Here is a 12,560-nt window from a genome sequence, read left to right as displayed (position 1 = left end):
CCTCGAACATGCCGTCAGCTTGCCATCGAGATCGGGCCGGACGCGGAGGCGAAGGCCGGTCCCGGATAGCCGTCGCTGACGACCACGCGGTTGCGGCCCGCCGCCTTCGCTTCGTAGAGCGCCCGGTCGGCGCGGCCCAGCGCGCGTTCGATGCTGGCGTCCTCGTCGCCGCACATGGCGACGCCGATGCTGACGGTCATGCGCAGGCAACCGTGCCCATGGTCGCCGGGGACGACCGGCACCTCGGCCAGCGCCAGACGCTGGCGCAGCCGTTCCGCCACTTCCGCCGCCGAGGCCAGCGGGGTTTCGGGCAGGATGATCGCGAACTCCTCGCCACCCAGCCGGCCGATATGGTCGGTATCGCGCAGTTCGTCGCGGCAGATCTCCGCCAGCGTGACCAGGGCATGGTCGCCCACCGCATGGCCGTGGGTGTCGTTGATCGCCTTGAAGCGGTCGATGTCCAGCATCAGCACCGACACCGCCCGGCCATAGCGGCGCAGACGGGCCATCTCGACCTCCGCCAACTCCATGAAGCGGCGGCGGTTGCTCAGCCCGGTCAGCGGATCGGTGGTCGCCATGCGGCGCAGTTCGCTCTCCACCCGCTTGCGTTCCGACACGTCGCGGATCACGGCGGTGAACAGCAGGCCGTGGGCGTGGTGCAGCTTGGCGATCGAAACCTCCGCCGGGAATTCCTGCCCGGCCGCGGTCAGGCCCGTGACCTCGCGCCGGTTGGTCATCACCCGGGCCTGAAGCTCCGACACGCTGAAATCGGCGATGTGCGCCTCATGATCCGGCCGGAAGCGTTCGGGAATGAGCAGGGCCAGCGGACGGCCCAGGATGTCGTCGGCGTCATAGCCGAACAGGCTTTCCGCCGCCCGGTTGAACAGGGTGATGTTCAGGTTGGCGTCGGTGGTCAGGATGGCGTCCTGCGCCAGCCCGATGATGCCCTGCAGCCGCTCCTCCGACAGGCGCAGCTCCTCCTCCAGCCGCTTGCGGGCCATGGCGTGCTGGACGGCGCGCCACATCAGCGGCCCGTCGGTCTGTCCCTTGACCAGATAGTCCTGGGCACCGTGGGCCAGGATATCCAGCGCGAAGTCCTCGTCGTCGTAGCCGGTCAGCACCACCAGCGGCAGCGACGGCGCGTCGGCGTGCAGGCGCGTCACCGTCTCCAGCCCGAAACTGTCGGGCAGCGACAGGTCGAGAAGCACGACGTCGCAGGCATTGCGGTGCAGCCACGCCCGCGCCTCCTTCAGCGAGGTGGCGCGCGACACGCCGGCGCGGCGGGCATAGGGCGTCAGCGACCGGGTGACCAGCCGCGCGTCGGCATCGTCATCCTCGACCAGCAGGATGGCGGTGCGGCCGTCCTCCCGGTGGGAGTTGTCGGATAAGAGCGGCTTGACGGATAAGGCGATGGACATGGCGGACCTCCCTCACCGCGGCAGCCGGACGACGCGGAACCAGTATTCCTCGATGCTCTTCACCGCATCGAAGAAGGCGTCCATGTCCATCGGCTTGGTGATGAAGCTGTTGGCGCCCAGCAGATAGCTGGCGTTGACGTCGCGGTCGACGTCGGATGTGGTGAGGATCACCACCGGAATGGTCTTCAGCTCGTCGTCCGCCTTCATTTCCTGCAGCACTTCCCGGCCGTCCATCCGCGGCATGTTCAGGTCGAGCAGGATCAGATCCGGGCGGGCGGCTCCGGCGAAGGAGCCCTGGCGGCGCAGATACTCCATCGCCTCGACCCCGTCGCGGACATGGGCGACGTTGCACAGGATGCGCCCGTCGCGCAAAGCGCGCTTGGCAAGGCCGGCGTCGGCCGGATCGTCCTCGACCAGCAGGATCTCGAAGGGGGTGGTCAGGTCCTGCATCAGGGGAATCCTCGGAAGGCGGGGGTGGGCAGATGGATGGAAAAGACGCTGCCGATGCCGGGGCTGGAGGCGACGGTGATGCGGCCGCCCAACCGCTCCGCCATCTTGCGGGCGATGGCCAGACCCATGCCGGTGCCGGGATGCTCGTCCCGCGAATGCAGGCGCCGGAACACCTCGAAGATCTGGTCGCGGTAGCGCGGGTCGATGCCGATGCCGTTGTCGCGCACGTCGATCACGTCGTGGCCGTCCACCCGCCGGTGGGAGACGTGAACCTCCGCCGCGCGGCCGGGATGGCGGTATTCGATGGCATTGCCGATCAGCACGATGAAGATCTCGCGCAGGCGCCGCTCGTCACCCTGCACCTCCGGCAGGTCCTCCGCGGTCACGCTGGCCCCGGCTTCGGCGATGCGCCGCTTCAGCGCGGTCAGGGCGGCCTTCAGCGCGTCGCCCGCCGGCACGACGACGCCGCCCAGCGGCACCCGGTCCTCCGCCAGGAACAGCTGCACGTCGCGCAGCAGCATCTTCAGCCGGCCGGCGCCGTCGACGATCTCGCGGATGAAGCCTTCGCTCTCCTCGTCCAGCCTGCCCTTCTGCTGCTTCTCCAGAAGCTGGGCATAGCTGGCGATGGCGCGCAGCGGTTCCTGCAGGTCATGGGCGGTGGCATAGGCGAACTGTTCCAGCTCGTTCTTGGTGCGGCCAAGCTCGGCGGTGCGCAGATCGACCTGCCGTTCCAGAGAATAGCGGCGGCTGACCGCCATGAAGGTGATCGCCTCGGTCAGCAGGGACAGCAGCAGGAAGGCGGCCTGGAAGCCGCGGAAGGTCGGGTCGGCATGAGCCAGCGTCTCCCAGCTGCTGCGGGGGGCCAGCGCCAGTTCCCAATGGCCTTCCGGCAGGTTGATCCGCTCGACCAGCGGGTCGTTCCCCAGCACCGACGTGTCGCCCGCCACCCGCTGTCCGGAATCGGTCACCAGGGCGAAGCCCAGGTGCGGCGGTACCCGGTCGAAACGCACCTCGTCCAGAATGGCGCCGACGTCGAACACCAGACCGACGGCGCCCCACGGCTTGTCCGGTCCATAGACGATCTGACGGGCGATCAGCCCCTGCCCGCCCTGCAGCAGGCCGATCGGGCCGTGGATGGTCACGTCGCGGCTGATGATCGCGCGCTGCACCGTCTCGGCGAAGCCCGGCCGGGGATCCTTCAGCAGGTCGTTGCCCAGGACCTTCCTGTTGCCTTCCAGCGGATAGACGATGCGGACGACGAAATCCGGCGCGGCGGAGATGTTGCGCACCCCCACCACCGACCGCCGCAGGCTTTCCGCATAGCGCGGGAACTGGTCGGCGAAGTTCCCGGCGCCGGAGGCCACCTCGACGAAGGCGGTCAGGCCGCGGACCAGGGCGAGACGCTCGTTCAGCGCGCTCGACAGCGTGCTGGCCAGCGAGGAGGCGGTCAGCGCCGCGCCGGCCCGGTATTCGGCCACCTCGACGCGGATGTAGACGTCGCTCATCCAGACATAGCCCACCGCCAGCACCAGCGTCACCGCCGATTGGAGGGCTGCAAGCTTCCAGATGCGCCGTCCGGCGGACAGCAGCCGGCGCAGAGGGGCCGGAAGCGCCCGGCGCATGGCGGGCGATGGCTGCACCGTCATGGCGGGCTCGGGGCTCCTTCGCCCTTTTCCACCTTTCCATCCAGGGCCGGCAGGACCATGCGGAACAGGCTGCCGCAGGGACGCCCGTCCTCCCCGCACAGATCGTCGCCGGGAACGTCGTCGACCCACAGCCGGCCGCCATGATGCTCGACGATCTTCTTGCAGACCGCCAGGCCGACGCCGGTGCCCTCATATTCGTCGCGGCGGTGCAGCCGCTGGAAGATGCCGAAGACGCGCTCGCGGTCCTCGGCGGCGATGCCGATGCCGTTGTCGCGGATGTCGATCCGCCAGACCGCGGCGCCGTCCTGCCGATCCGCCGCGACGGCGACGCGCACGATGGGCGGACGGCCGGGCTCCCGGTACTTCACCGCGTTGCCGATCAGGTTCTGGAACAGCCGCATCAGCTCGTTGTCATCGCCGGCCACCGCCGGCGTCATACCATCGCCGTCCATCTCGACGGTCACCGTGGCGCCGGCGTCCTGTACCGCCACCTCCAGGTTCAGCAGGGCGAGACGCAGCGGTTCTTCCAGCGGCACCGGGCGGAAGGGCTTGGCCTTGCGCCCGACCCGTGAATATTCCAGCAGGTCGACGATCAGCCGGTCCATGCGCTGGGCGCCGTCGCGGGCGAAGTCGATGCACTCCCGCCCCTCCTCGTCCAGCGACTTGCCCAGGCCCCGTTCCAGCAGCGTCAGGTAGCTGGTGATCACGCGCAGCGGCTGGCGCAGGTCGTGCGAGGCGACGTAGGCGAAGGCCTCCAGCTCGGCGTTGGAGCGTTCAAGCTCCCGCGTCTTGCGGCGAAGCGCGTCGGCGGCAAGGCAGCGGTCGGTGATGTCGTGGATCAGCGACATCAGCATGGTGCGGCCATGCACGACGATGTTGCTGATATAGACCTCGACATCGCGGATCTCGCCGGAAGCCAGCCGGTGGCGGAACTGGAAATGCCGCTGCCCGGCGCTGCCCGCGTGGCGCAGGTCCCGCTCCACCGCGGTGCGCGGGGCGGCATTGATGTCCTGGATATGCATGCTGCGCAGCCGGTCGAGCGGATAGCCGTAGAACGCCGCCGCTGCCGGGTTGGCGTCGACGATCCGCCCGTCCGCCGGGTCGATCAGCAGCTTCACCGCGCAGCTGGCGACGAAAATCTGCTCGAACAGCTGCTGCCGTTCCAGCAGGGCCTGTTCGGCATGCTTGCGCTCGCTGATGTCCATCACCGCGCCGACGATCCCGGCCGGCTTGCCGCCCGTCCGGCAATAGACCGCCTTGGAGAACAGCACGTCGCGCAGCGTCCCGTCGGCGGAGCGCAACTGCGTCTCGTAGCTCTGCGGCTTCTGGTCGGCCAGCAGGGCCTTGTCCGCCGCCTCGTCCGCCTCGGCGACGTGCGGCGGGGCGAGATCGAAGACGGTGCGGCCGAACAGCGCCTGCCGGTCGATGCCCATCCAGCGTTCGAAGGCGCTGTTGGCGTCGACGTAATGGCCCATCACGTCCTGCACGAAGATCGGCACCGGAACCGTGTCCAGCAGCACGCGCTGGAAGCCGGCGCGGTCGTTCAGAGCCTGTTCGGCACGCCAGCGGACGGTGACGTCCTCCACCACCCAGACATAACCGCGGTCGGGATCGCCCGCCTTCACCGACCGGCCGATCAGGCGGCAGCGGATGTCGGCGCCGTCGGCGCGGCGCATCACCACCTCTTCATCGAACTGGCCGCCGGCCTGCATCCGCGGATAGGCGCGCCGGCCCACCTCCTCGAACACCCGGTGGTCGCCGTAGATGACGCGGGCGCTGCAGCCGACGATGTCCTCCAGCTTGCGCTGGAAGGTGGCGGCCACCGACTTGTTGACGCGGCGGATCACCCTGTCGCGGTCGACCAGCAGGACCCCCACCGGCGCGTTGTCGAGAATGGCGTCCAGCTGCATCCGGCTCTCGGCCAACTGCTCCTCGATCCGTCTGCGGGCGGAGATGTCGACATGGGTGCCGATCATGCGGGACGGATGGCGCTCCGCATCCCAGGCCACCACCCGGCCGCGGTCGAGAATCCACAGCCACGCCCCCGACTTGGTGAGGACGCGGTGCTCGCATTCATAGACCGGGCGCTCGCCGGCCAGATGCGCCGCCAGCGCCGACTCGACCAGCGGCAGATCCTCGGGATGCACGCGGGAGCGCCAGAAATCGACATGCGGCGGCACCTCGCCCGGCGTGAAGCCAAGCATCGTCTGCCAGCGCGGGCTGTACCACACCGCGCCGCTGGCCATGTCCCAGTCCCACAGCCCGTCGCCGGCCGCGTCGGTCGCCAGATACAGGCGGGGAACCGCGGATGCCTGCCGGCCGCGCCGCCACCGCAGGCGGGTGCGGAGCGTCCGTCCGGTTCGCGGAGCTTGCGGCTCGGGACACTCCTTCAGGGGGGACAAGGCTGTGGTGTTGACCATGGATGCGGCCGGCCCTCGATTCCGTGCAGGCGCGGGATACGTGAACGAGCACGGGATCCCTGCAACAAGCCCAATAATACTCCTTCACTCCCTAAGGACTCCCCTACGAAATTGTCACATGGGAGCAGACCTCAACCTCCGGGAATGGAGACGACACGCAAAGTTCCGTGCCGAACACTGTTGGCGGGGCGTCGGATACGCCCGGAACCGCTCAGGCGGCCATGTCGACCGTCGGACGATCCTTGGTGGCGATTTCGACGGCCCGGACGAAGTCGCGCGGCATCGTCTCGCCATCGAAGGCGAGATGGATGCGGTTATGCTCCACCGCCTTGACCGCGACCGTCGCCTCGGCACCGTAGCGGTCGAAGCGCAGCGTGCCGGTGGCGCCCGCCAGGGAACGGCCGTCGGTCGCCGTCACCGGGTCGATCATGGCGCCGCCGATGGACAGGTTGCGCACGGTCACCGCCAGACGGTCGCCGCCGATCAGCAGCGTGCCGGTCTCCTCCACCTGATAGCGCGGCTTGCGCCGGCGGTCGGCATCCCCGGTGGAGGTGCGGACGATGCGGACCAGCACCATCCGCAGGCTTTCGATGGAGCGGGCGACGTCGCCGGAGCCGTGCTTCACCTGGGTCGCCTGCTCGCCGGTGCGGTCGGCTTCCTCCGACACCGCGGCGATGCGGAACGACACCTCCTGCGCCGCGGTGGAGGTCTCCACCACGTTGCGGCTGATCTCCTGGGTGGCGGCCGACTGCTCCTCCATCGCCGCGGCGATCGAGCCGGCGATGTGGTCGATCTCGGCGATGGTCTGGCCGATCTCCTCGACCGCCTGCACCGCCTGATCGGTCACCGCCTGGATGGCGGTGATCTGGCGGGTGATCTCCTCGGTCGAGGCGGCGGTCTGGTTGGCGAGGTTCTTCACCTCCTGCGCGACGACGGCGAAGCCCTTGCCGGCCTCGCCGGCGCGGGCCGCTTCGATGGTGGCGTTCAGCGCCAGCAGGTTGGTCTGGCCGGCGATGGACTGGATCAGGTTCACCACCTCGCCCACCTTCGCCACGGTTTCCGACAAAGAGCGGATGGTGGCCTGGGTGTGGTGGCCGCTTTCCACCGCGCGGCGGGTCACCGCGTTGGAATGGGCGATCTGAGAGGAAATCTCGCGGATCGAGGCGGCCAGCTGCTCGCTGGCGGCGGCGACGGTCTGGGCGTTGGCCAGCGCCTGCCCGGCGGCCGACGCCACGGTCTGGGCGTTGATGCTGACCCGCTCGGCCGAGCCGGACATGCCTTCGGCGTCGTTGGCCATGGCGCCGGTGCGCTGGGCCACCTCCTCCACCGCGCGTCCGGCCTCGCGCTCAACGGTGGAGGCCATGGCCTCCAGCGCGCGGCGCCGCTCCTCGTCGGCGTGGCGGGCGCGCTCGACGCGCTCCTGCACGGCGTAGCACAGCCGGGCCTTCAACCCGCGCAGCTGCCCGGCGATGGGATGGAACTCGACCGCCGCCGGCAGGTCGATGATGTGGGCCTGGTCGTTGCGGGCGATGGCGTCGAAATCGGCCGAGAAGTCGGACAGCGGCCGGCGCACGGTGCGCAGCAGCATGAAGCCGCAGAGCACGGCCGCCACCAGCACCGCCAGACCGGCGGCCACCGCGAAGACCAGATGCCAGCGGAAATCCGCCAGCGCCCCCTCATATTCGGTGCGGGCCACGGTCAGCTGCAGCTGCAGCAGGTCCTTGTTGGTCTGGAAGGCGGCCTGGAACAGCGGATCGATGCGGTCGCGGACCAGCACCTCCAGCCGCAGCGAATCGCCCTGGCGCGCCAGCTCGACCGCCGGTTTCAGCCCTTCGTCGAGGAAGGCGGCGCGCTGTTTGGCGAAACGGTCGGCCAGCTCCTTTTCCTCGGGTGTCAGGAAGGTTTTGAGATAGTCCGCCCACAGACGGTCGATGGTGGCGGCATTGGCGAAGATGCGCTGCTCCCGGCCGGCCATCACCTTGGGATCGGTGCCGTCGCGGGCGTCGATGATCAGGTGCTGCAACGTCTGCACATTGTCGCGCATATGGTCCAGGATCTCGCCGATCTGCACGGCGGGAACCGTCCGGTCCTCGTACACCGTCTTCAGCGAGGCGTTGCTGTCGGCCATGCCGCGCAGCGTGACGCCGCCGACCACCAGCATCGACAGGACCATGAAGGCGAAGATCAGGGTCAGGCGCCCGGTGATGCTGGTCATCCAGCGCCGCAGGCGCGCAGCGCCGCCGCGGGCCACCGCCCGTCCGTCGCGCACCGTCAGATTTCCCGCCCGTCCTTCGCGGATGTCGGCATAGAGACGCTCCGCCGCCGCCACCTGTTCGCGCGACGGCTTGGTGCGGATGGAGATGAAGCCGGTCACCGTCCCGTCCTCCACCACCGGCGTGACGTTGGCGCGGACCCAGTAGTAGTCGCCGGACTTGGTGCGGTTCTTCACCAGCCCTTCCCACGGCCGCCCGCCCTTGATCGTCGCCCACAGGTCGGCGAAGGCCTCCTTCGGCATGTGCGGGTGGCGGATCAGGTTGTGCGGCGCCCCGATCAACTCGTCTTCGGCATAGCCGCTGATGTCGACGAAGGCCTTGTTGACGAAGGTGATGCGGCCGCCGGTGTCGGTGCGCGACACCAGCAGCACGCCGTCTTCCATCTCGATTTCGCGGTCGGTGATCGGTTCATTGAGACGCATGGACGGAACCTCGTCGGGCAAGAGGCGGGTTCGGCAGCGCAATGGGCGCGCTGCCGGGATGCGGACCAGGGAAACGCGACATCGCCGAATTCGAGGCCGAAATCGAGCGATGGTACGGCACAGCTAACGGAATGGAGTTTCGTCTACTCTGGGTAGGCACCGCCCCGCACTGATGCAGATCAAGTCAGCAAGAGATGTGCCATGCACACCAAAACGGCCGGAAGCAGGCATTCCGGGGAAACCCCTATGGACGGCGGGACCGGAGGGAATGGGGATTGCCGCCGCCCGGCGCCGTCATATGCATTCGGCGTCGCAGTTTGCGAGAAAAAGCGCAGGCGAGCCGCGGGATTGCCATATTGCAAAGAACCGAATCGCAGCCGGTGAATAGAACCCGCCATATCAGCGAAATGTCATAAAAGAAAAGCCCCTCTCTCGACTTGAGGGAGGGGCTTTCAACACTGCGACATTTTGCCGCAGCATTTGCGGGTATGCAATATAGATACGGCGGGATCAGGACTTCGCCATCAGCTGTTCCAGCCAATGGATGTCGTAATTGCCGTCGATGAAGGCCTGCTGGGCGATGATGCGGTCATGCAGCGGCAGCGTGGTCTGGATGCCGCCGATGACATACTCCTCAATGGAGCGGCGCAGGCGCATCAGGCACTCGTTCCGGGTGGTGCCGTGGACGACCAGCTTGGCGATCAGGCTGTCGTAGTGCGGCGGCACCTTGTAGCCGTCATACAGCGCCGAATCGACGCGCACGCCCAGGCCGCCCGGCGCGTGATAGCCGTCGATCTTGCCCGGCGACGGGATGAAGGTCTCCGGATTCTCGGCGTTCACGCGGCATTCGATGGCATGGCCCTCGAAGCGGATGTCCGACTGGCCGTAGCCCAGCGGCGCGCCGGCGGCGACGCGGATCTGCTCGCGCACCAGATCGATGCCGGTGATCATCTCGGTGATGGTGTGTTCGACCTGCAGGCGGGTGTTCATTTCGATGAAATAGAACTGCCCGTCCTCGTAGAGGAACTCCATCGTGCCGACGCCGCGATAGCCGATGGCCGCCGCGGTCTTCGCCGCCAGATCGCCGATGAAGGCGCGCTGTTCGGCGTTCAGCGCCGGGCTCGGCGCCTCCTCGATCACCTTCTGGTGCCGGCGCTGGACCGAGCAGTCGCGCTCGCCGAAATGCACGCAGGCGCCGTGGGTGTCGCCCAGGAGCTGGATCTCGATGTGCCGCGGATGGCCGAGATACTTCTCCAGATAGACCTCGTCGTTGCCGAAGGCGGCGCGCGCCTCGCCACGGGCCAGCTGATAGGCCTCCTTCAGCTGGTCGGGGTTGCGGGCGACCTTCATGCCCTTGCCGCCGCCGCCCGCCGCCGCCTTGATCAGCACCGGATAGCCGGTCTCGTGGGCGATCTTCTCGGCATCTTCCAGCGACGTCACCGGGCCGTCGGAGCCGGGCACCACAGGCAGCCCCTGCTCCATCACCGTCTTCTTGGCGGTGACCTTGTCGCCCATGATCCGGATATGCTCCGGCGTCGGGCCGATGAAGGTGAAGCCGTGCTCCTCCACCATCTCCGCGAACTGGGCGTTTTCCGACAGGAAGCCGATGCCGGGATGGATGGCGTCGACATTGGTGATCGACGCCGCCGACAGGATGGCCGGAATGTTGAGGTAGCTTTCGCGCGCGGACGCCGGGCCGATGCACACGCTTTCGTCGGCGAGGCGGACGTGCATGGCGTCGGCGTCGGCGGTGGAATGCACCGCCACGGTCTGGATCCCCATCTCGCGGCAGGCGCGGTGGATGCGCAGAGCGATCTCACCACGGTTCGCGATCAGGACCTTTTCGAACATCGCCAAGGGAATGCCCCGCTTACTCGATGATGAGGAGAACTTCGCCGAACTCGACCGGCTGGGCGTCGGACACCAGCACCTCGGCGACGGTGCCGCCGCGCGGGGCCTTGATCGGGTTCATGACCTTCATCGCCTCGATGATCATGATGGTCTGGCCGGCCTTGACCACGTCGCCCGGACGGACGAAGGGCGTGCCGCCCGGCTCGGCCGCCAGATAGGCGGTGCCGACCATCGGCGAGGTCACCGCGCCCGGATGGCTCGCCGGCTTGCCCGCCGGAGCCGCCGCGGCGGCGACCGGGGCGGCCGCCAGGACCGGGGCGGCCTGGACGGCGACCGTCTGGGCGGCGGTCGGGCGGGTGACGCGGATGCGCTTTTCGCCCTCGGCGAACTCGATCTCGCTCAAGCCCGTCTCACGCAGGAGGTCCGCCAGTTTGCGGACCAGATCGCCGTCGATGTCGAAGCTCGCCATGATGTCAGTCGTTCCCGTTTCCTTAATCGCGGTCGATGATGTTCGCGATGGCGTCCAGCGCCAGAAGATACCCGTGCGGCCCGAACCCGCAGATCATCCCCCTCGCCACCGGCGAGATGTAGGAGTGATGGCGGACCGGCTCGCGCTTGAAGATGTTCGACAGATGGACCTCGATCACCGGCAGCTCCGACAGGATCAGGCTGTCCATGATCGCGACCGAGGTGTGGGTGTAGGCGCCGGCGTTGATGACGATGCCGTCATTCTCCGTCCGCGCCTGCTGGATCCACGAGACCAGTTCGCCTTCGTGGTTGGACTGCCGGAAATCCACGGTCAGACCCAGCTGATCGGCACGCTCGTGGCAGGCGGCCTCCAGGTCGTCCAGGGTCATCGACCCGTAGATTTGCGGCTCCCGCACGCCCAGCATGTTGAGGTTCGGCCCGTTGAGGACCAGAATCGACGCGTCGATGGCCACGGCCCGCGCCCCTTTTCCATGATCGAAACCGCGCGTTTATAGCACGAAGCACCGTCCTGTCCATGGCGACGGGGGCCTATGGCGCGGAAAAGCGCGGCATCGGACCGGAATATCGTCCCGGCCGCCGCAAAGACCGCGTAGCACCGAACGAAATCTAGGGAGCGGGCTGAACCGTGTGGGCGGACAGCAGCCGGCCGTAAATCCCCTGCCGTTTCAGCGTGTTCAGCCCGTCGTTGAAGGCGGCGACCATCGCGTCCGCCCCCGGCGTGGCCCGGCCCACCACCAGATGCAGCGTCACCACGGCGAAGGGCCGCTCCGATACCCGGATTTCCTCGGCCAGACCGGCGCGGGCGATGACCGCGGCGGCGCTGTATTCGTCGATCACCAGGGCGTCGGCCCGGCCGGCCGCCACCATCCGCATGCAGGCGCCGAGGTCCGACGGCGTGTGCCGGGTCAGCCGCCCCAGTTGCACCAGCTCTTCCAGTTCGGCCGGCAGGGCATAGCCGGCCGGCTGACAGACGGTCCTCCCACGGAAGTCCGCCGCGCCGCCGGAGTCGCCGCCGGTGCCGCCGCCATGGACCTCCATCGCCGATCGCTTCGACAGATAGACGAACTGCCGCACCTCGACCACCGGGTCGGAGAACAGCACCTCGCGCTCCCGCTCGGGCGTCCGGACATAGGGGAAGGTGGCGAGGAAACGGCCCAGGACCACGCCGTCATAGCCCCGCTTCCACGGCAGGAAACGCACGTCGAAGCGGCGCCCGCCGACCGCGAAGGCCTGGCGGACCAGCTCCGTCACCAGCCCGCCGCCCGGCAGATCCTCGCCGGTGTAGGGGGCGTAGTCGTTGCCGGTCACCAGATCCAGTCCGGTGTAGGGAGCGGGCGCAGGCGCCATGCCGGGCAAATGGCCGGGCGCGGATCCGGACTGGGCCTCCAGCGCCGACGGCCGGACCGGGGCCGCGCACAACAGCAGCCCGGCCAGGACGGTGCCCAGCGCCGCCCGTACCGCCCCGCCTGCAACGCCGCCCACTGAGTCCCGCAAGTCCACTGGCCGTCCACCGCCTGAGTCCCGCACCGCCGTCCGGCGGTGGAGCGCAGATCTAACGACCCATCCGCCGCGCTGTAAAGGGCGGCCGAGG

General features: G+C 68.5%; 9 protein-coding genes. All 9 read right to left on the bottom strand.

Annotation, left to right across the window (positions count from 1 at the left end; all coding sequences use genetic code 11):
* Nucleotides 1-14: 14 nt before the first annotated feature.
* A complete protein-coding gene (locus tag PWS46_RS04350) occupies nt 15-1,418 on the bottom strand; it encodes a diguanylate cyclase (protein WP_434618518.1) in 1,404 nt (467 codons plus the stop codon).
* A 12-nt stretch (nt 1,419-1,430) separates the two neighbouring features.
* A complete protein-coding gene (locus PWS46_RS04345) occupies nt 1,431-1,868 on the bottom strand; it encodes a response regulator (RefSeq protein WP_434618515.1) in 438 nt (145 codons plus the stop codon).
* A complete protein-coding gene (locus PWS46_RS04340; RefSeq protein WP_434618512.1) occupies nt 1,868-3,514 on the bottom strand; it encodes a sensor histidine kinase in 1,647 nt (548 codons plus the stop codon). Before PWS46_RS04340 ends, PWS46_RS04345 begins: the two co-directional genes overlap by 1 nt.
* Nucleotides 3,511-5,934, bottom strand: a complete 2,424-nt coding sequence (locus tag PWS46_RS04335; protein ID WP_434618509.1) for a PAS domain-containing sensor histidine kinase — start codon at nt 5,932-5,934, stop codon at nt 3,511-3,513. The genes PWS46_RS04340 and PWS46_RS04335 overlap by 4 nt, the downstream gene beginning before the upstream one ends.
* Nucleotides 5,935-6,145: 211 nt before the next feature.
* Nucleotides 6,146-8,629, bottom strand: a complete 2,484-nt coding sequence (locus tag PWS46_RS04330) for a methyl-accepting chemotaxis protein (RefSeq protein ID WP_434618506.1) — start codon at nt 8,627-8,629, stop codon at nt 6,146-6,148.
* Between the two features lie 510 nt (nt 8,630-9,139).
* Nucleotides 9,140-10,480, bottom strand: coding sequence for an acetyl-CoA carboxylase biotin carboxylase subunit (gene accC, locus PWS46_RS04325; protein ID WP_434619900.1), 1,341 nt, complete (start codon nt 10,478-10,480; stop codon nt 9,140-9,142).
* Nucleotides 10,481-10,499: 19 nt separating this feature from the next.
* Nucleotides 10,500-10,949 carry an acetyl-CoA carboxylase biotin carboxyl carrier protein gene (gene accB, locus PWS46_RS04320; RefSeq protein WP_194913687.1) on the bottom strand — a complete coding sequence of 150 codons (450 nt, stop codon included), beginning with the start codon at nt 10,947-10,949 and terminating at the stop codon, nt 10,500-10,502.
* Nucleotides 10,950-10,971: 22 nt separating this feature from the next.
* Nucleotides 10,972-11,421: a type II 3-dehydroquinate dehydratase gene (aroQ, locus tag PWS46_RS04315; protein WP_014247329.1), complete on the bottom strand. Its 450-nt coding sequence runs from the start codon at nt 11,419-11,421 to the stop codon at nt 10,972-10,974.
* Nucleotides 11,422-11,575: 154 nt separating this feature from the next.
* On the bottom strand, nt 11,576-12,451 hold the full coding sequence (locus tag PWS46_RS04310; RefSeq protein ID WP_434618501.1) for a substrate-binding periplasmic protein: 876 nt from the start codon (nt 12,449-12,451) through the stop codon (nt 11,576-11,578).
* Nucleotides 12,452-12,560 lie beyond the last annotated feature (109 nt).

It is taken from the genome of Azospirillum sp. B2RO_4 (assembly GCF_051124815.1).
GTDB lineage: Bacteria > Pseudomonadota > Alphaproteobacteria > Azospirillales > Azospirillaceae > Azospirillum.
This window is presented reverse-complemented; position numbering and strand designations above follow the sequence as displayed.

Excerpts from the sequence above, each read along its gene's own strand:
- PWS46_RS04350 (WP_434618518.1), bottom strand. The coding sequence starts at position 1,418 with ATGTCCATCGCCTTATCCGTCAAGCCGCTCTTATCCGACAACTCCCAC.
- PWS46_RS04345 (WP_434618515.1), bottom strand. The coding sequence starts at position 1,868 with ATGCAGGACCTGACCACCCCCTTCGAGATCCTGCTGGTCGAGGACGAT.
- PWS46_RS04340 (WP_434618512.1), bottom strand. The coding sequence starts at position 3,514 with ATGACGGTGCAGCCATCGCCCGCCATGCGCCGGGCGCTTCCGGCCCCT.
- PWS46_RS04335 (WP_434618509.1), bottom strand. The coding sequence starts at position 5,934 with ATGGTCAACACCACAGCCTTGTCCCCCCTGAAGGAGTGTCCCGAGCCG.
- PWS46_RS04330 (WP_434618506.1), bottom strand. The coding sequence starts at position 8,629 with ATGCGTCTCAATGAACCGATCACCGACCGCGAAATCGAGATGGAAGAC.
- accC (WP_434619900.1), bottom strand. The coding sequence starts at position 10,480 with ATGTTCGAAAAGGTCCTGATCGCGAACCGTGGTGAGATCGCTCTGCGC.
- accB (WP_194913687.1), bottom strand. The coding sequence starts at position 10,949 with ATGGCGAGCTTCGACATCGACGGCGATCTGGTCCGCAAACTGGCGGAC.